Annotated in this window: 18 protein-coding genes; 9 read left to right on the top strand and 9 right to left on the bottom strand. The window is 65.0% G+C overall.

The annotated features are described in order from the left end of the window. Positions 1-26: 26 nt before the first annotated feature. A complete protein-coding gene (locus HNQ71_RS24785) occupies positions 27-2,567 on the bottom strand; it encodes a bifunctional diguanylate cyclase/phosphodiesterase (RefSeq protein WP_246462117.1) in 2,541 nt (846 codons plus the stop codon). A 239-nt stretch (positions 2,568-2,806) separates the two neighbouring features. Next, positions 2,807-3,700 (bottom strand): LysR family transcriptional regulator, encoded by an 894-nt coding sequence (locus HNQ71_RS24780; RefSeq protein ID WP_184875318.1) that lies wholly within the window; start codon positions 3,698-3,700, stop codon positions 2,807-2,809. 104 nt (positions 3,701-3,804) lie between these two features. Between HNQ71_RS24780 and HNQ71_RS24775 the strand changes: the two genes are divergently transcribed. The 3 genes from HNQ71_RS24775 to HNQ71_RS24765 are packed head-to-tail and all read left to right on the top strand — an operon-like array spanning position 3,805 to position 5,692. After that, positions 3,805-4,545 (top strand): SDR family oxidoreductase, encoded by a 741-nt coding sequence (locus HNQ71_RS24775; RefSeq protein ID WP_184875316.1) that lies wholly within the window; start codon positions 3,805-3,807, stop codon positions 4,543-4,545. Between the two features lie 10 nt (positions 4,546-4,555). Continuing rightward, positions 4,556-5,449: an SDR family oxidoreductase gene (locus HNQ71_RS24770; protein WP_210334023.1), complete on the top strand. Its 894-nt coding sequence runs from the start codon at positions 4,556-4,558 to the stop codon at positions 5,447-5,449. 30 nt (positions 5,450-5,479) lie between these two features. After that, positions 5,480-5,692 (top strand): tautomerase family protein, encoded by a 213-nt coding sequence (locus tag HNQ71_RS24765; RefSeq protein ID WP_127263805.1) that lies wholly within the window; start codon positions 5,480-5,482, stop codon positions 5,690-5,692. 71 nt (positions 5,693-5,763) lie between these two features. Here HNQ71_RS24765 and HNQ71_RS24760 read toward each other — a convergent pair whose 3' ends face one another. From HNQ71_RS24760 to HNQ71_RS24745, 4 genes are all read right to left on the bottom strand, one after another. Continuing rightward, entirely contained in the window at positions 5,764-6,657 is an 894-nt protein-coding gene (locus tag HNQ71_RS24760) for a hypothetical protein (RefSeq protein ID WP_184875315.1), read from the bottom strand. A 73-nt stretch (positions 6,658-6,730) separates the two neighbouring features. After that, positions 6,731-8,389: an acyl-CoA synthetase gene (locus HNQ71_RS24755; RefSeq protein ID WP_184875314.1), complete on the bottom strand. Its 1,659-nt coding sequence runs from the start codon at positions 8,387-8,389 to the stop codon at positions 6,731-6,733. Between the two features lie 194 nt (positions 8,390-8,583). After that, a complete protein-coding gene (locus HNQ71_RS24750; RefSeq protein ID WP_184875313.1) occupies positions 8,584-9,726 on the bottom strand; it encodes an NAD(P)/FAD-dependent oxidoreductase in 1,143 nt (380 codons plus the stop codon). A 116-nt stretch (positions 9,727-9,842) separates the two neighbouring features. After that, positions 9,843-10,508 carry a peroxiredoxin gene (locus HNQ71_RS24745; RefSeq protein ID WP_184875312.1) on the bottom strand — a complete coding sequence of 222 codons (666 nt, stop codon included), beginning with the start codon at positions 10,506-10,508 and terminating at the stop codon, positions 9,843-9,845. Positions 10,509-10,644: 136 nt separating this feature from the next. On the opposite strand from HNQ71_RS24745, the gene HNQ71_RS24740 reads away from it, so the two are divergent. Together HNQ71_RS24740 and HNQ71_RS24735 are read left to right on the top strand one after the other, a co-directional pair. Continuing rightward, complete coding sequence (locus tag HNQ71_RS24740; protein ID WP_184875311.1) at positions 10,645-12,348, top strand: AfsR/SARP family transcriptional regulator; 1,704 nt, start codon at positions 10,645-10,647, stop codon at positions 12,346-12,348. A 105-nt stretch (positions 12,349-12,453) separates the two neighbouring features. After that, positions 12,454-14,025, top strand: coding sequence for a serine hydrolase (locus HNQ71_RS24735; protein WP_184875310.1), 1,572 nt, complete (start codon positions 12,454-12,456; stop codon positions 14,023-14,025). Between the two features lie 29 nt (positions 14,026-14,054). Here HNQ71_RS24735 and HNQ71_RS24730 read toward each other — a convergent pair whose 3' ends face one another. Next, a complete protein-coding gene (locus HNQ71_RS24730) occupies positions 14,055-14,990 on the bottom strand; it encodes a hypothetical protein (protein ID WP_184875309.1) in 936 nt (311 codons plus the stop codon). A gap of 152 nt (positions 14,991-15,142) precedes the next feature. Here HNQ71_RS24730 and HNQ71_RS24725 point away from each other — a divergent pair, with 152 nt between their 5' ends. The 4 genes from HNQ71_RS24725 (at position 15,143) to HNQ71_RS24710 (ending at position 17,568) form a co-directional block, all read left to right on the top strand. Continuing rightward, a complete protein-coding gene (locus HNQ71_RS24725) occupies positions 15,143-16,261 on the top strand; it encodes a KamA family radical SAM protein (RefSeq protein ID WP_184875307.1) in 1,119 nt (372 codons plus the stop codon). 102 nt (positions 16,262-16,363) lie between these two features. Then, entirely contained in the window at positions 16,364-16,960 is a 597-nt protein-coding gene (locus HNQ71_RS24720) for a BA14K family protein (protein WP_184875305.1), read from the top strand. Positions 16,961-17,087: 127 nt separating this feature from the next. Continuing rightward, entirely contained in the window at positions 17,088-17,405 is a 318-nt protein-coding gene (locus HNQ71_RS24715; protein ID WP_184875303.1) for a DUF2934 domain-containing protein, read from the top strand. Positions 17,406-17,418: 13 nt separating this feature from the next. Beyond that, a complete protein-coding gene (locus HNQ71_RS24710) occupies positions 17,419-17,568 on the top strand; it encodes a hypothetical protein (RefSeq protein WP_184875301.1) in 150 nt (49 codons plus the stop codon). A 21-nt stretch (positions 17,569-17,589) separates the two neighbouring features. Here HNQ71_RS24710 and HNQ71_RS24705 read toward each other — a convergent pair whose 3' ends face one another. Together HNQ71_RS24705 and HNQ71_RS24700 are read right to left on the bottom strand one after the other, a co-directional pair. Beyond that, positions 17,590-18,279, bottom strand: coding sequence for a 4'-phosphopantetheinyl transferase family protein (locus HNQ71_RS24705; RefSeq protein WP_246461996.1), 690 nt, complete (start codon positions 18,277-18,279; stop codon positions 17,590-17,592). After that, positions 18,276-18,707 (bottom strand): GNAT family N-acetyltransferase, encoded by a 432-nt coding sequence (locus HNQ71_RS24700; protein WP_246462115.1) that lies wholly within the window; start codon positions 18,705-18,707, stop codon positions 18,276-18,278. Before HNQ71_RS24700 ends, HNQ71_RS24705 begins: the two co-directional genes overlap by 4 nt. Positions 18,708-18,720 lie beyond the last annotated feature (13 nt).

Here is an 18,720-nt window from a genome sequence, read left to right as displayed (position 1 = left end):
TTGTGAGGTTAAGGGGCCCCTGGGCACTACCCCACGGCCAGCCATTTGCGCGACTGGGCGAAGGTCTTGAAGGCCTTCGCCTCCATCGGGCGGCCAAGAAAGTAGCCTTGCAGGATATCGCAGCCAAGCTCCTTCAGGATGCGCGCATGCTCCATCGTCTCGACGCCCTCGGCAACCACTTCGATGCTTAGCGATTTGCCGATTTCGATGATCGACGACACCAGCTGTCGCTGCGCCATTGAGCCGGTGATGGGCGTGACCAGTTGGCGGTCGATCTTGAGGCGACGCGGCCGCAGCTTGAGCAGGGAGACGATCGAGGCATAGCCGGTGCCAAAATCGTCGATCTCGATGTCGATCCCGAGCTCCTTGATGTGCTCGATGTTCCAGGTGACCAGATCGTCGTTCTCGTCAAGGAAGATGGACTCCACCAGCTCGAACGACACGGTTCCTTCCTTGATGGCGAGCTCGCGCAAACCCTTGATCAGGTCCTTGTCCTCCAGGCGCCTGGCCGAGACGTTGACCGAGACGCGCGGGATGTTGAGATGGCTGTGCGACCAGCGCTCGAAATTCTCCAGCGCATCTTTGAGTACGATGCGGTCGATCAGCGCCACGACATTGAGCTCGTCGGCCACCTTGAGATAGGCGTCGGGGGCCAGGATGCCGCGTCGCGGATGCTTCCAGCGCGACAAGGCTTCGACACCGACGATCTCGAGCGTCTTGGCGTCGAATTGCGGTTGGTAGTAGGCGATGAATTCATCCCGCTCCAGCCCGCCCAGGATCTCGTCGGCGATCTGCTTGGTCCGCACGATCTCGCTCTGCAGTTCCTCGTTGAAGAACTCGTAACGGTTGCGGCCATGGCCCTTCGCCCGGTAAAGCGCGAGATCGGCGTTGACGAGCAACTGCTTTGCGTCGACGCCGCTGTTGGCGGCAATGCCGATGCTGACTCCGAACCGGCACTGATGGCCTCGATAATACACAGGCTGGCGCATCTCCTCGATGATGCGGTCGGCGAGTGCCGCGAGCTCGTCATCGTCACGCCCATGGCTCACCACAATGAACTCGTCGCCGCCGATGCGCGCAACGAAATCCGCAGAGCCGGCATTGGCTGTGATGACCCTCGAGGCATGCATCAGCATGGCGTCGCCCGCTGCGTGGCCGAGCGTGTCATTGATCTGCTTGAAGCGGTCGAGGTCGAGATGCAGCAGCGCCATGCGGTCGTGTTGGCCGGTTTCGGCCAGCATCTCGTCGAGATAGCGGCGGTTGGGCAGGCCGGTGAGCGAATCGTGCAGCGCCACATGCTCGATACGCGCCTTGGCGAGCTTCAGCTCGGCGTTCTTCGATTCCGACAGCTGGCGCTCGCGAATGAGGTTCTCGTTGAGCAGGACGTCGCTGGTCACGTCCCATTCGGCGCCGATCAGCTTGGGCGTGCCGCCGATGTCCTGGAAGAAGCTTGCGCGCGTGCGCACATGACGGACGGCCCCGTCGGGGCGAAGGAGCCGGTATTGCGAGAAGTAGGGGCCTTTTGTCGCCGCTGCCGAATCGAAGTCCTGCTTTGCCCGCTCGATGTCCTCGGGGTGGATCGCCAGCGCCCAATCGCTATAGCCGCGCGGCTTGCCGTCGGCGGGCTTGCCATAGATTTCGTTGACGCGTTCGTCCCACAGCAGTTCGTTGGTGACGAGATCATGCTCCCAAACGCCGATGCCCGAGGCTTCCAGGGCCAGCTCCAGGCGGCCGGACAGGCGCCTCAACTCGGCGTAGTTCCTTTGCCTTTCGCCGAACAGCCGCCCGGCCACCAGGATCGGCACCACCACCAGCGCGCCGGCAAGTGCCATGAGCGCCCGCAAGGTCCATTGATTTTTCGGAGCCGCTGGCCAGCCACCCTTGGGGATTGCCGAAATCTCCCAGGAACCCGAAGGCAGCTGCACATCGGCCGCAACGGGATTGCCGGCAACGACAGTGGCGTTGCCAAAAAAACGTTCGCCCCCGCCGCCCAACGCATCCTTGCCGGTGAGCGCGACATCGATGTCGAGATCGGGGTCGGCCAATCCGCTCGCCGCGTAGAGCCGGTCGACATCGACGACTGCCGAGACAATGCCCCAGAAGCGGTCGCCGCCTCCCGCCGTCGGCACGAAGACCGGGATGCGACCGATGAAGCCGCGCCCGCCTTGCGCCAGCTTGACCGGTCCGGCAAATACCAGCACGCGCTGGTCGCGCGCCCGAAGCGCTGCCAGGCGCTGCTCCTCGTTCTTGCGGTAATCGAGCCCGATTGCCTTCTCGTTGCCTTCCATCGGGTACATCAGCGAGATAACCAGGTCGGGCGCGCCGGCGATGTTGTGCAATTGCGATTTCTGCGCGAACAGATTGCCTGCCAGCGACGCAAATCTCTGCTGGCCCATATAGGGCTCCGTAACAATGGCTGAGACGAGCCCCTGAACAAGCTGGAGATTGCCGTTTACATTACCTTCGAGCTTGGCGCGGATGACGTTGACCTTGGCCAGTACATCGGCGCGCGCCAGCTGATCGGAGACCCTTCTGTTCTGCTGGTCGGCAACGACGGCGCAGACCATGAGCACAACAAAAGCTATCGCCGCCGGCAAGTTGGCGGAAGAAAAAACGGCTTGTCTCAAGCGGCCGAGACTGTATCGCGTAGTGGCCAATTCGACCCGGGTACCTTTCCTGGACAATAGCTCGTCGGTCGATCCTACTGCCAAACGCTTAAATTTAACCTTCCAAGCCAGCCTGAAGTTTCAGCATCGTGCCTATGCCGGCATTTCGGCTCGCAGGCTGAATTGCCGGCCGCTAAAGGCTAGAGGTTCGCCTTTGCGAAGATGCGCGATGCCCAGTCGAGGAAGACGCGAAGCCGCGGCGAGAGCTGCCTATTCTGCGGGTATAGCGCTGATAGTGGCGTCGGCGAGGGCGGGTAGTCGGCCAGCACTTCGACGAGCGTCCCATCGGCAAGGTCCTTCTCGAAGCGATAGCGTGGCGCCTGGATGAGGCCAAGCCCAAGCCGTGCCAGATCGGCGGCGGTGTCTGAATTGTTGGCCGCAACGCGGCCCGGCAACCGGATCTCGCGGGTCTTGCCGGCCACGGTGAATTCGAAGGGCAGGGTCTCGCCGGTGCGCGACGAGACGAAACCCACTGCCTGGTGACCATCCAATGCATCGGGGGAGATCGGCATGCCGTGGCGTTCGAGATAAGCGGGACTGGCGCAGGTGATCTCGCGGATCATCGCCAGGCGCCGCATGATCATGCCGCTGTCGGGCGGTTCGCCGACGCGTATCACGCAGTCGACCCCCTCGCGCACGAGATCGACCAGCCGGTCGCTCTGGCCGATCTGCAAGTCGATGCGAGAATAGCGGGCGAGAAACTCGGGCAGTCGCGGCAACAGGAATGTGCGGGTGAGCAGCGTGCTGGCGTCGATGCGCAGCAGCCCGTAGGGCTCGGCATTGCGGAAGGCGGCCTCGGCATCCTCGATCTCGGCAAGGATGGACAGGCAGCGCCGATAATAGGCTTCGCCATCCTGCGTGGCGTTGACCTGCCGCGTCGTTCGCTCCAGCAGGCGCGCGCCGAGATGCTCTTCGAGCCGCCGGATCGCTTCCGTCGCGGTTGAGCGCGGGAGGCCGAGATCTGCCGCGGCGGCGGTGAAGCTGCGCCGCTCCAGAATGCGAACGAAGAGCCGCATGGTGTCTAGACGGTCCATTCTCTTTGTTCGCAGTTTCCGAATAGTGATGTCAAGAGACGGCTGATTATCCGGAATGGTGCTTGGCCTATATTCATTTCACCAACCAGCGGAGATCACTGTCCATGACAGATACTCAAACCAGAACGGCGATCGTGACCGGCGCCTCCAAGGGCATCGGCGCCGCCATCGCGCGTCGGCTCGCCCGCGACGGCGTGGCCGTCGTCGTCAACTACGCACGGGGACGCGCTGAGGCCGAAGACCTTGTCCGGGCGATCGAAACCGGCGGCGGCAAGGCCATTGCCGTGCAGGCCGATATCGCCGATCCGGCCGGCCTCGCCATGCTTTTCGATGCCGGCGAGAAGGCATTCGGTGGCGTCGACATCCTCGTCAACAATGCCGGCATCATGAAGCTTTCGCCGATCGCGCAGACCGATGACGCCTCGTTCGACATGCAGCTTGCGATCAATCTCGGTGGTGTGTTCCGCGGCATGCGGGAAGGCGCGCGCCGGCTTCGCGATGGTGGCCGCATCATCAACTTCTCGAGCAGCGTCGTCGGCCTCTACCAGCCGGGCTACGGCGTCTACGCCGCCACCAAGGCGGGCGTCGAGGCGATGACCCACATCCTGGCCAAGGAACTTGGCGCGCGCCGCGTCACAGTCAACGCCGTGGCGCCCGGACCGATCGAGACCGCCCTGTTCACGGACGGCAAGAGCCAGGCGCAAATCGAGGCCATCGGCAAAATGATCCCGCTCGGCCGCCTCGGCCAGCCCGACGACATTGCAGGGCTGGTGTCGTTCCTGGCCGGGCCAGATAGCGGTTGGGTCAACGGACAAATCATCCGCGCCAATGGCGGTGTGGTCTGAGGAGATAATCATGCAGCAGACAATCTTGATCACAGGCGCTTCCAGCGGCTTCGGCGCGATGACGGCGCGGGCGCTCGCAAGGGCGGGCCACAAGGTTTATGCCTCGATGCGCGATCCGCCGGCGCGCGGCGGTGCTGCGGCAACCGAGATGGAAAAATTCGCGAGCGACGAGGGCGTGGCGCTCAAGCCCATTGCGCTCGATGTGACCTTGGACGCCTCGGCCGAGGCGGCGGTCCGGCTGATCGTCAGCGAGGCCGGCCGGCTCGACGTGCTGATCCACAATGCCGGGCACATGGGGTTCGGACCGACCGAGGCTTTCGCGCCCGAACAGCTGGCTCAGCTCTATGACGTCAACGTCGTCGGCACGCAGCGTGTCAACCGTGCGGCCTTGCCACATATGCGCTCTCTTGGCCGGGGCCAGATGATCTGGGTCGGCTCGAGCAGCACCCGCGGCGGCACCCCGCCCTTCCTCGCGGCCTATTTCGCGGCCAAGGCCGGCATGGATGCGCTGGCGCAGAGCTATGCGCTGGAACTTGCCCGCTTCGGCATCGAGACGACCATCGTCGTGCCGGGCGCTTTCACCAAGGGCACCGAGCATTTTCACCATGCCGCAGCGCCTGCCGATGTCGAACGCACCGCCCTCTACTGGTCTGGCCCATACGCCGGCGTCGATCAGCAGGTGCTGAAGGGGCTGACCGCACTTGAGCCGGCGGATGCCGACCCGGCTGATATCGCGGCGGCCATCGTCGACCTTGTGGCGATGCCGCACGGAAGGCGTCCGCTGCGCGTGCACATCGACCCCGCGGACGATGGTGCGGCGGTCGTCAATGGCGTCGCCGATCGCGTCCGCGCGCAACTCATGGAACGGATCGGCCTTGCCGACCTGCTTCATCCGACTGCCTGAACCCAACCTCAAAGACCAAGGAAAACGATCATGCCATTCGCCAACATCAAGATGCCGCAAGCGGCTCTCTCCAAGGCGCAGAAGGAAGACCTCATCCATCGAACCACGGCAATGTTCGTCGACTTTTTCGGCGAAGGCGTCCGGCCCTACACGATGGTGCTGGTGGAGGAGGTCGCCGACGGCGGCTATGGCCGTGCCGACGAAGTCTTCGTCGTGCCGGAGGCCTATCGCGCCAAGGAGTAGCGTCCGAACCGAGCCTTGCCTTGGCCGGCGGGGCTGAGGAAGCGCGGCGCCCCCTACGCGCCGGGGCAGGCCTACTTGCCGGCCATATGATCGGCAAGCTGCTGGGCCTGGGCGAGAAGCGCCGGGAAGACCGGCTCGCTTGGCAGGTGCTCGCCCATGCAGGCGCGATAGTCGGTGTCACCGTTTTCCCAGGCGGCATTGGCGGCATCATACGCCGTTTGGTCCTTGAGGTCCGAGGCTTGGTAGGCCTCCTGGAATTTCTGGGCGGCGGCGTCCGCCGAGGCCCACAAGGCGTCGCACGCCGCGATCTTTGGAACAGGCGGTGCCGCGGGTGCCGAGGCGATCATGACGCTGTTGCCCCTGACGAGCGTGACGATGACCTGCTGGTCGGGGTTCGGTCCTATGTCCTGCGCCCAGCCGCCGAGCCGCGCAAAGGCGATGTCGGCGCCTTCAGGCTTCTTCAGCGGAAAGTCGAGCGTCCCCGTGAACGCGGCATCGCTGTTGATCGCCTGGGTGTAGAAGGCATCGAGCTTCAGTGCCGCGTCGATACCTATGGGCAGTCTGAAGCTCGCGTCCATCTCGGCGGCTTTGGACTGGAGCCAGCGCGCGAGAAGCCCCCGCGTCGTTGCCACCAGGCTCGGGCCGTCGTCGCCATTGGTGTAGCGCAACCCGTCCAGCATGCCGAACCCGATATCGGCATCGCTCAGGCTTTCGAGATTGATCGTGCCGGTTGCCGGAAAACCTGAAACCGCCAAGGGGCCGAGAAGGGCTGAAAGCCGCTTTTCGAGATCGGCCAGCGCTTTCGTCCCGGCGGCATCGAGCGTTTCCACGGGTTCGTTCGCGCCTTCCAGCGCTGCGATAGCGGAAATCGCCTTAACGCGTGCGGCGATATAGTCGTCCTCCGGCGAGGCCGCGAAAGCCGCTCCGGTCGCGAGTGCGAAAACGATCATCCAGACCAACCGCATGACATAGCCCCCCTTATGGCGATCGACAGATTGGGAGCCATCAAGCAGCTTTGCGGCTATTGCGCGGCACGCCTTACCCCTTCCGCTTCTCCACCTCCGCCTTCCTCAGCAAGAAGCGCTGGATCTTGCCGCTCGGCGTCTTCGGCAATTCGCTAACGAAGTCGATTTCGCGCGGATAGGCGTGGGCCGAGAGCCGCTTGCGGACGTGCTGCGCCAGTTCCTCGGCCAGTTCCGGGCTGCCGCGAAACGAAGATGCCAGGATGACGAAAGCCTTGACGATCTCGGTGCGCTGCGGGTCGGGCACGCCGACAACCGCTGCCTCGTTGACCGCCGGGTGTTCGATGAGCGCGCTTTCGACGTCGAACGGGCCGATGCGATAGCCCGACGAGGTGATGACGTCGTCGGCGCGGCCGATGAAGCTGATCGAGCCGTCCGGCTCGAACTCGACCGTGTCGCCGCTGCGGTAATAGCCGCACGAAATCGCCGGAGTTTCCGCCTGGTGATAACCGTCGAACCAGCGCAGCGGCGAGTTGGCGATGTCGACGGCGAGGATGCCGGGCTGCTTGGGGCCGAGCTCCTGGCCGGCCTCGTCCAGCACGACGATGCGGTAGCCCGGCATGGCAAAGCCGGCCGAGCCCGGGCGCACCGGGTGCGACAGGCCGTGATGGTTGTTGACCAACATGCCGTTTTCGGTCTGGCCGTAATGGTCATGGATCGGTACGCCAAGATGGGCGTCGAACCAGCGGATGACTTCCGGGTTGAGCGGCTCGCCGGCGCTGCTCACGACGCGCAGCCGACCCTTGATGCGGGCGGCGGGCGCCGCGCCTTCGGCCAGCAGCAGGCGGAAGGCGGTCGGCGAACCCGCGAGGCTGGTGACGCCGAGGCGCTCGATTATGTCGTAGGTGCTTTTGGCGGTGAAGGCGCCCTCGTAGAAGGTCGTGGCGATGCCGAGCAGCAAGGGGCCGGTGATGGCGTAGTAGAGGCCATAGGCCCAGCCCGGATCGGCGATGTTCCAGAAGACGTCGTCGGGCGTGAGCCCGATCGCATCGCGCATATAGGCGCCGAAGGCCAGCAGCGCTCGCAGCGGTACCGGCACGCCCTTGGGCAGGCCTGTCGTGCCCGAGGTCGACATCATCATGAACAGGTCGTCGCCCTTGCGCATGACCGGCTCGCAGGACGTCGAGGCGGCTTCCAACGCAGCGCGGAAATCGATGTCGCCCGCCGGCAAGGTCTCGGCAGGGGCAAGGATGGTCGCCACGCGGGGGCAATCCTCCACCTCGGTGAGCTTGCCGCGATTGGCCATGTTGGTGACGACGAGTTTTGCACCGCTGGTCTTCAGCCGGTGCTCGATGGCCTTCGGGCCAAAGGCGGTGAACAGCGGCTGGTAGACCGAGCCGATCCGCCAAGTACCGAGGATAAGCGCCACCAGTTCGGGGATGCGCGGCAGCATGCCGGCGACGACATCACCTGGGCCGACGCCGGCCACCTTCAGCATATTGCCGACGCGCGCCGACATGTCGCGAAGATCATCGAAGCTGAATTCCCGCAGCTCGCCATTGGCGGAGATGGCGCGCAACGCCAGCCGGTTTTGCCCGGCGTGGCGATCGCAGCATTCGACGCAGGCATTGATGCCGGTCGAGGGGTCGCCGCGAAGGCGCGCGACTTCATCCTCGATGCGAAAGCGCTGAACGGCATCCGCATAGCGCGGCAAGCCGGCCGAAGCTCCAACCATTGCAGCACCCCTCCGTGGCGGCGTCCTCGTGGACCATCGTGATTGCCGACAGGATAGTCAAAATCGCACTCATGGTCGATGAGGTGATCGCCGGGAGGCTTGGTGAAATCGGCGTAGGGGCTCGCCTGCACGCTTCGGGCATCATGACCGCGCCGGAGGGTATCCGGCCCCCAAGCGCTCTTCATCCTCTGGCCTTAGAGGCCGAACCAGCGCGAGCGGCGGCTCGATCCAAAAGTCTCCTTGTCAGCGCGCAGCGCCACCGAGGGCTCGTAGTAGGTGCCGGTCGGTGCTGGGCCTGAGAAGAAGTCGACCTCGACCTTGCCGATGCGGCCGCCGCCGAACTCGATATAGCAGGTGCCGAAGCCGTCATAGAGCGAGCCGCTGCCGCTCTGACGCAGTTTTGCGATGAGGCCGGTAGCAACGGCGCGCGCCGCACCCTCGGCGAACACGCCGGCCTTGGGCGTGCCGGTGTTGGCGCCGTCGCCGACGGCATAGACGTTCTCGTATCTTGTTTCGAGCGTACGCGGATTGACCGGGATCCAGCCGTTCTCGGCCATGCCGCTTTCCAGCACCACCGGCGGCACCTGATGCTTGGGAACACCGAGGAAGAGATCGAACGGCATTTCCGTGCCGTCGTCGAGCACCGCCACATTGCGGGCATTGTCGACGGAGGCGACGCGCCTGCCGGGGACGAACTTGATATCGCGTTCGGCAAAGGCCACCAGCAGCGCTCGCGAGGTGTCGGGCGAGGGTGGTACCGGGCTGCCCAACGGCAGCACCAGGGCGATCTCGCAGGCCTCGCGCACGCCCAGCCTGACCAGATAGTCGTGCAGCATCAACACACATTCGCTGGGCGCGGGTGGGCACTTGTAGGGCGCCCCGCAGACGGCGACCATCGCCTTGCCTTTTCTGAAGGTCGGCAGCACGTCGCGCAGCCGCTCCGCTCCGGCCACGGTGTAGAACTCGTTGGTTCCCGAAAGCCCTGGCGTGGCGTCGAAATCATATTCGGCCCCCAGCGCGACGACGAGGTGGTCGGCGTCGAACACGCCGTCATTGGTGGTCACCCGGCGCCTTTCGGGGTCGATCGAGGTTATGGTGCGCTTCAGCATCCTGACGCCGGCCTTGGCGTAGTTTTTGTAGGGGAGGCGCACGGCCTGCGGCGTCTTCAGGCCGAACATCACGTCCAGCTTGGAAAAGCCGAATACAAAGCAATCGCTCTGGTCGATCAGCGTCACGTCGATGCTGTCGCCCATCGCTTCGGAAAGCAGCGTCGTCAGTTCCAGGCCGCCGAAACCAGCTCCCAGCACGACGATACGCGGTTTGCTTGCGGTGTTCATCTTTGTTCCCCACCAATGTTTCCCAGTTAATCGATCATTCCCGTCGTGGCGGCGGGACTTCCCTTGTCCTCGCCGCCAAAGTGTTGGCCGTCCAAGTCCAGGTAGGCTGGTCGATATCAGGTCAGGACTGGCTGCGGCACGATGCGGATGTAGGGCTTCGGCTCCTTCCAACCTTGCGGGTAGAGTTGCTTCGCTTCGTCGTTCGACACCGATCCCGCGATGATGACGTCGTCGCCTGGCTTCCAGTTGACCGGCGTCGCCAGGCGGTGCTTGGCAGTCAGTTGCAGGGAGTCCATCACGCGCAGCACCTCGTCGAAGTTGCGGCCCGTCGTCATCGGGTAGGATATCACCAGCTTAATCTTCTTGTCCGGGCCGATGACATAGACATTGCGCACCGTCTGGTTGTCGGCGGCGGTGCGTCCGTCGGCGCTGTTGCCGGCCGACGCCGGCAACATGTCGTAGAGCTGCGAGATGGCGAGCGTCGGGTCGCCGATCATCGGGAAGTTCGGCGCCATGCCTTGCGTCTCGGCGATGTCCTTGGCCCAGCCGGCGTGCTTCTCGACCGGGTCGACGGAGAGGCCGATCACCTTGACGCCGCGCTTGTCGAACTCGGGCTTGAGGCGCGCCATATAGCCGAGTTCGGTCGTGCACACGGGCGTGTAGTCCTTGGGGTGGGAGAACAGGATGCCCCAGCCCTTGCCCAGCCATTCGTGGAAGCTGATCGTGCCTTCGGTGGTCTCGGCGGTGAAGTCGGGGGCGATGTCTGCGATACGGAGTGACATGGTTGCTTTCCTTTCCTGTTGGAATTCGATTGCGAGGGCAAATTAGGAAATCTATGTTCCGCCAGCGTTCCCCGACGCTCCCTGGCTGGTGACGGCTCTAGCGCGCCCAGGGCCTGGCTTTCGTGATGGTGCCTGCATGCGCGTTTCGATCCATCTGCTCGGCCGCTTCGCCGTCAGCGTCGATGGCCGCCCGATCCCGGCGGCCGACTGGCGACGCGACCGCGCCTCGGCCCTGGTCAAGCTGCTGGCGCTCAGGTCTGCGCACCGTATCCACCGCGAGCAGGCCATGGAAATTTTCTGGCCCGACGCCGATCCCGAGGCGGCCGGCGCCAATCTGCGCAAGGCCATTCATTTCGCGCGCCGCGCACTTGGGGCCCACGACCTGATCGAGGTGAGCAACGACATCGTCTCGCTTGCCCCGCATGCCGAGCTCGAGATCGACGCCGAAAGCTTCGAGGCCGCCGCCAAGGCGGCGCTGCGCGGTGGTGACCGGAGCGCCTATGAGTGCGCCGCCGACCTTTATGGTGGCAGGCTTTTGCCGGACGATCTTTTCGTCGAGTGGCTCGACACACCGCGCGCGCAATTGCAGCAGCGCTACAGCGATCTTTTGCGCGCCGGCGGCCTATGGCAGCGCCTGATCGCGCTCGACCCTGCCGACGAGCAGGCCCAGTGCGCGCTGATGCAGGCGGCACTCGATGCCGGCAACCGTGTCGAGGCCATCCGCCAGTTCAACCAGCTGCGCGACAACCTGCACGCCGAACTCGGCGTTGGGCCGAGTGCGGCGACCATTGCCCTTTACGAGAAGGCGCTCGCACTCTCCGGCGCCGCGACCGTCAACCCGTCGGAGCACATCCGCACCTCGCTCGCCTGGGGCCTGGTGCATTTGCAAAGCGGCGAGTTCGACAAGGCAAGCGAGATCGCCAGGCACACCCGCGACCTGGCGCTCGGCGCCGACCTGCCGCGCGAAGTCGGCGAGGCGAGCGCGCTGCTCGGCATCGCCTCGATGATGCGGGCGCAGTGGCCGCAACTGTTCCGCTCCGAATTCATCGAATGGGTTCGCGCCAAACCGGCCTTCGTGCAGCATGTCTTCGATGGCCACCTTTGCCTATCCGAATTTTGCCTCTGCAGCGCCTCGGGCCATGCCGAAGTCGCAGGCCTTGCCCGCGAACTGCTCACCGTGGCCGAGGAGGCCGGATCGAATGCCGGTCGCGGACTTGCCTGCCTGCTTCTGGGCGAGGCGGCGCTGTTTTCGGGCGACCTCGACGAGGCCGAGCGCCACCTGACCGAGGCCGAGCGGCTGCTGCTTGAGGCGGACGCGGTGGCCGGCCGCGTGCTCGCCATAGAGCGGCTGGCCGAGATCGCGCTGGAGCGCGGCCAGAAATGGCGCGCCAGCCGGCTCATCCAACGCGGTCTCACCGACGCCGAACGCTCATGGCTGTCGCCGCACCTGATCATGCGCATGCAGGCGCTGGCCGTGCGGGCGGCGGCGACACCCAAGATGGTGGCGCAGGAGATCCTCGCCGGCGACCGGCTGTTGACGCATGGCGCCTGCCAGCCCTGTTCGATGGCGCTGCGCACGGCCTCTGCGATCGCGCTTGCCGAGGCGGGCGAACTGGACCAGGTCGACCGCCGCCTGAACGACGCCGAGCGCATCGCCGGCATGTGGCATGGTGGCCCCTGGGCGGCCGCCCTTTGGGAAGCGCGCGGTGTGCAGCGGCGGGCGCAGAACCACGAGATCCGCGCGCTCGCCGCCTTCGACGAGGCGGCCTCGCGCTATCAGGAGCTCGGCCGCCCGCGCGACCAGGCCCGCTGCCTTGCCCGCATGGGCCCCGAGGGTTGACTGCAGGACCCGATTACTCGCCCCATGACGGATGGCGCGTGGGCTGGCCTCACCCGCGCGGGTCTGTATGATCGTAAGGTGAATGCACATAGAGGAGGCTCGCTCATGCGGCTGAATCGGAATCTCCGTCATTGGAGAATTTGGCATTGGAGGATCTGGGCCCTCATCGCTACCATGGTGCTTTGGCCGCAGACGGCGCCGGCCGACGGCATCACGCCGGAGCGGATCACGGCTGCCCTGCCCAAGCTTGAAGCGCTCGCCGAAGCCGCCGTCGCGGAGGGTGCGGTACCCGGTCTCGCCATCGCCGTCGTGCATGATGACGAGGTGATCTTCCTTAAGGGGTTCGGGCATCGCGAGGCCGGCAAGCCCGAGGTCGTCGACGCCGACACGGTGTTCCAGATCGCATCGCTTTCCAAGCCCGTCTCCGCAACCGTCGTGGCGGCGCTGGTCAGCGACGGCATCGTGTCCTGGGATTCGAAGATCGCCGACCTCGATCCGGCCTTCCGGCTGGCCGATCCCTATCCGGCAAGCCAGCTCACCGTCCGCGACCTGTTTTCGCATCGCAGCGGGCTTCCCGGCACCGCCGGCGACGACCTCGAGGACATTGGCTACGACCGCGCCGAAATCCTGCATCGCCTGCGGTTCGTGCCGCCATCGTCGAGCTTTCGCGCCGGGTATTCCTACAGCAATTTCGGATTGACGGAGGGTGCCGTGGCGGCCGCGACGCCGACAGGCAAGCCATGGGAGGAGGTGGCCGAGGAAAAGCTCTACCGTCCGCTTGGCATGACCTCGACCAGTTCGCGCCATTCGGACTTCGTCAAGCACACCAACCGCGCCGCGCTTCACGTCAGGGTCGATGGCGCCTGGGCCGCGAAGATAGAGCGCGATCCGGATGCGCAGGCGCCTGCCGGCGGCGTCAGTTCCACGGCGCGTGACCTTTCGCAATGGGTGCGCCTCATCATCGGCAACGGCGTCTACGCCGGCAAGACACTGATTGCCGCCGATGCGCGGGACCAGACGCATGTTCCGCTGATGGCGCGCGGCAACAACCCCGTCTCCGGCGGTGCCTCGTTCTACGGCCTCGGCTGGAATGTCGAATTCGGCCGGCACGGCCTGAGCTGGGGCCACGCCGGCGCCTTCAGCGTCGGTGCGCGCACCCTGGTGACAGTCTTCCCGAAGGAGAAGCTTGGCATCGTCATCATCACCAACGCCTTTCCGACGGGCCTGCCGGAGGGATTGTCCGACAGCTTCGCCGATCTCGTCTTCGACGGCACGGTCGAGAAGGACTGGGTCAAGGCGTGGGACGATATCTATGCAGGCCTGTTCGGCCCGGCCGTTGCGGCAGCCAAGGCTACCTATGCAGCGCCACCATCTCCGACGAGGCCGGCCGGGCCGGCAAGTGCCTATGCCGGCCGCTACGCCAACGACTTCATCGGCGACGCAATCGTGTCGAAAGTGGGAGACGACCTCGTGCTTAGGGTAGGCCCGGCTGCAGCCCGGTCCTATTCATTGACCCATTTCGACGGCGACATTTTCCTGACCTTTCCAGATGCCGAGACCCCGGACAGGCCAACCGGCGTGAGCTTCGTCGTCGGCCCGGACGGCAAGGCGTCGGCCATGACCATAGGTTTTCTCGACGACAATCATCTCGGCACGCTGCAACGTGTGGGCAACTGAGCGTCAAATCGAACAGTGCCGGCGGCAGCTCAAGGCGACGGGCCGTACTGGAGCAGTTTGAAGCAATCGCCGTTGCCCGACTTCGCCTGCGTCAGGAAGGGTTTCGACCGGTCGATCCATTCCTGATGCGACCTCGCATCGGCTTCGATTGCATCGACCGGTGCAAGGCTGACAAAGCTGCGCCCGTGGCTGAAGAGCCAGCATGCACGGCCGAGAAACCGCCTGCTGCGCTGGCGCAGGAGATCGGCATCGTAGAAGACGTCAAGCACCTCGTGCTTGATCTTGCGCCCCGTTTCAGGATTGGCGATCGCAAGCTCGACCGGCTGGCCGCCGATCGCATCCTGCAGGTCCTTGTAGTCGAGGGCGAGCTGGGTAGTGGCATATTTGATCTCGCTCTCGTCGCGCACGATGTCGAACCACAGTGTGGGATCGAGCTCGTTGACGACGAATGACGATTCGAAATCGCGCGACAGGTTGAGGACGTCGAAGTCGCGGACGTCGATGTCGCGCTCGACCAGCGCGATCTCGCCGACCTGCTTGCCGAGCTCCGCCCCCTGCGCGCCGATCGCGGCGTTGGTTCCACCAAGTTCGGGGCTGACATAGGCCCCGCCTTCATCCAGCAGTGCGTCGAATTGGCCAAGCGACCCGACGATGGGGGCGCCGTGGGCGATGCGCGCCGCCAGCTTGGCCAGGACCTGCTGCAGTTCCGCTTCGCGTCTGCGCTGGTCCTGGTAGTTCTGCTGGAAAAAGAAGATGAACAGCGACACGCCTATGCCGATCAGGATCACGCCCAGCTGCGAAAAGATGTTGCGGTAGTATTCCAGCAGTTTTTCGCGGTGGCGTACATCGTCGCGCACGCTGTGGGCGACGCGCAGATTGACGATCAGCGAAAGGATCAGCAGGCCGGCGCCAACGAGGATGAGGCCGCCGATGAGCAGGTAGCCATGGCCTGTGCTGAAATCCATCCGTTTTCCCTGAAACTCCTGGACTGCGCAGAATAGTGCCATTTTGCTTAAATACCTATGGGCTCGCGTCGACGGGTCTGCGCCATGCAGGTGGTTGACCCGCCTGGCCATCCGGCCGATAGCTCCGCCAGAAATTGCCCCCGAGACATCAGATGACTTCAGACGCCAACTTCTCCGATGCGAGCGAGCGCATCGACACCTCCGACGCCACTTGGCAGACCGATGTCCGCGCCGGCGTGCGCCATGTGCGCGATCTCGCGTTCCTGCCGCTGTCACCGGGCGAGCGCGCGGCGGCGCAAGCCGCGGCCGCGAACCACAAGGTGCGCATCCCGAAAGCCTATCTCGACCTGATCGACTGGAACGATCCCGCCGACCCGATCCGGGCGCAGGTCATCCCGTCGCCGGACGAATTGCTGGAGCAGGACGGCGAGCTCGACGATCCGATCGCCGACCACGCGTTCAGCCCGGCGCCGAGGCTGACGCATCGCCATGCCGACCGGGTGCTGTTGTTCCCGACCTATCAATGCGCGGTCTATTGCCGGTTCTGCTTTCGCAAGGAATCGCTGACCTCGATCGGCCGCGGCTATACGCGCGAGGCGTTGGAGCCAGCGCTCGCCTATATCGCCGATCACCCGGAAATCCGTGAAGTGATCCTGACCGGCGGCGATCCGCTCTCGCTGCCGGACAAGGCTCTGGCCGAAATCCGGGCCCGCATCGAGGCGATCGCGCATGTGCGGCTGTTGCGCATCCACACGCGCGTGCCGGTGGCGCTACCTTCGCGGATCACGCCGGGGCTGGTCGCGGCCCTGCAGGGCCGGCTGATGGTCACGGTCGTCACCCATTTCAACCACGCGCGGGAGATCACCGACGCCACCGAAGCGGCCTGCCGTACCTTGCGGCAAGCCGGCTTCGTGCTGCTCAACCAGAGCGTTCTCTTGAAAGGCGTCAACGACACGGTCGAGGTGCTGGAGGAGCTCTGCCGCGAGCTGATGTACCGGCTCGGCGTCAAACCCTATTACCTGCACCATGGCGACCTCGCGCGCGGCATGGCGCACCGCCGCACAACCATCGCGCAAGGCCAGGCGCTGGCCGCCGCGCTGCGCGCCCGCCTGTCGGGTATCTGTAACCCGGTCTATGTTCTCGACCTGCCGGAAGGCGGCGGCAAGGTGCCGATCGGGCCTTGCTATATCGAGGGACGCGACGGGGAGAGCTGGCGGCTTCGCGGCCTGGATGGCGAGGTGAAGGGGTATCAGGAAGTGGTTGGGGAGTAGGGTTCAGAGAGGAATTCGCTGACCAGGCCCGTCGTGCGGGCGTTTCGCTGGAACCAGCCTCGAGGCTCTGCATTCTACAAGCAGGGGCTTAAGGAGAGTGGCATGAAAGCGGTGATGGGACTGGTCTGCGGCTTCGTGCTGACCCTTGCGGTTTTCGGCAGTGGACTGGCCTTCGCGGCCTGGTTGCTCGCCGCCAAGCCGGCGCAGCAGGCAAGGGCCACCCTCAGCGTGGCGGAGCTGTGGACCAGGAAGGCGCAGCCGGTGAACAAGGCGGCGCAGAGCTTCGAGCGCGTGCCAGGTGAGCAACCCGCGGCGCCCGATATCGGCACCAGTGCGCCAAGGGTCCGCCAGGCGAGCGATGCCACCGTCACCGGCGCCATTGCGCCCGCGGCGCGCGCTGTCGACCTGCCGCCTCCGCATCTGGCGTGGTGCGCGAGCCGCTACCGTTCCTACCGGCCCGACGACAACAGCTACATCTCCTATAGCGGGCAGCAGCGCCCCTGCATCTCGCCCTATGGCGGCGCCGACGGCACCGCTGGACCTGTCGAGGCCAGCTATGTCGAGGGCGCAGGGTTGGGCATCCAAGCAAGCACGGACGCCGACCATGTCGACTATTGCTTCAGCCGTTACCGCTCCTACCGCCCGGAGGACAACAGCTACCAACCATACGCCGGCGGTCCGAGGCGGCAGTGCCAGTAGGGGCCTGCGCAGGGCGGCTACCCAGCGCCTCGCGCAGTCCCAGAAACGGACCAACGATCGCGCAGATTTTTTTTGGATCGTTCGGATCGGTTCGGCGTTCTTCCCTGACGCAACGGAGGAACTGACCATGGGCGACGATCGGCACGAAAAAATCCAGCAGCGCGCATACGAGATCTGGGAACGCGAAGGCGGCGGCGATCCCGAACAGCACTGGCACCAGGCCGCGGCCGAGATCGACAGGGAGGCGGCGCTGCCGTTGACGGCCGGCGACGCGCTGCCGGAAACAAGCGAGATCGCCAGTTCCGATGTCCTGGCGGTCGAGGCGCTGGCAATGCGCACCGGCATATCGGGTGACGAGGCGCAGGAACTGATCGACAGGCTGGGCCACGACCGCGCGGCGGTCGAGCAGGCCGCGCGCAACCTCACGGGCAAGCGGCGGTCCTGATCAGGAGAGCCAGATGATCCGGAAACTCAAGGACGGAAAATACCGCCTCTATTCGGGCAAGAAGGACGAAAAGACCGGCAAGCGGCGGAATCTCGGGACTTTCGATACACGCGAGGCGGCCGAAAAGCATGAGCGCGAGGTGCAGTATTTCAAGCGGCATTGAGGGGGCGGTAGGTCACGGCCGTCACCCGTTTCCACCATCCGCACGAGATCTAAACCGCCCCCCGTCAACAAACGCCAGGACGACCACGCGCGGGGCAACGCAGTAGGCGAGGCTGACCTTGCGGCCCCCTTTCGTCATCGCTCGGCCTGCATTGAGGTCCACTTCAATGTCCTCGTAGCCCAGGATCTCGCGATCGAGCGGATAGACCGCCTTGTAGACCGCTTCCTTGGCGCAAAACAGCACGCGACCGGCAAGACGCCGGTCCGCCGCGTCTGTCCGATCCGAACGGGTTGCAACGAGCGCGAGGATGTCGTCGGGCAAGGGTTGGGCGGGCTCGACGTCGATGCCGAGGGAGCCGATGTCGGCAACGGGCGCAACCGCCGCCACGGCCATTTCGTCGTCATGAGCGAGCGAACCGGTTATCCCGTCGGGCCAGACCGGCGTGCCGGATGGCGCGCGCAGGATGGCGAAATCGTTGACGCCGACATCCGCCAGCAGCCCGTGGGCGATCCAGCGCGCCGCTCCGCTTGCGCGCCGCATGGCCGGCTGGCGCGCGAGGATCGAGCGTGCTTCCTCGGGCAGCAGATGAGCCTCGTCGCCGTCTTGTATGACCCGGCATCCGACCCGGACACTTTTGGGCGCAATGGCGACCATGGCCTGCAGCAGGGACGCTTGCGCAAGCGCGCTTTCAGGGGAGGGCGGCCGCGTCAACGATCATCCGCCGCGAAGGCGAGGTCGGCGATCATTTCTCCATCCTCGTCGAGCCCTTGTTCCACGAAACCAGCGGCACGATAGAGCTGTCGTGCTGCTTCATTGTGCGGTTCGTAGCAGATTGAAACGTGCCTGATGTGGCCGAGCCTCCTGATTTCGTCCAGCACTTCGCGCAACGCAGCCTTGCCGTAGCCTCTGCCCTGCCAGGTCCGGTCGATCATGAAACGGTAGATCCGTGCTTCGTCGTCATCCTGCGGCGCCTCGTACATCAGGAAACCGACCATACGATCCCCAGCCATCACGACGCGCGGCCGCGCGTCCCCGTCAGACGCGGCTTCGTCCAGGGACTCCGCATTGCTGGCAACGAAATCCATCTGGTCGGGGGCCAGTTCCAGGGACGCCACCAAGGCCTGGTTGGCCTTGGTCAGGGAGGCGAGGCGG

The sequence above is a fragment of the Mesorhizobium sangaii genome, assembly GCF_014207355.1.
Taxonomy (GTDB): Bacteria; Pseudomonadota; Alphaproteobacteria; order Rhizobiales; family Rhizobiaceae; genus Mesorhizobium; species Mesorhizobium sangaii.
Note: the sequence above shows the minus strand (reverse complement) of the source record. Positions and strands in the feature narration are given on the sequence as shown.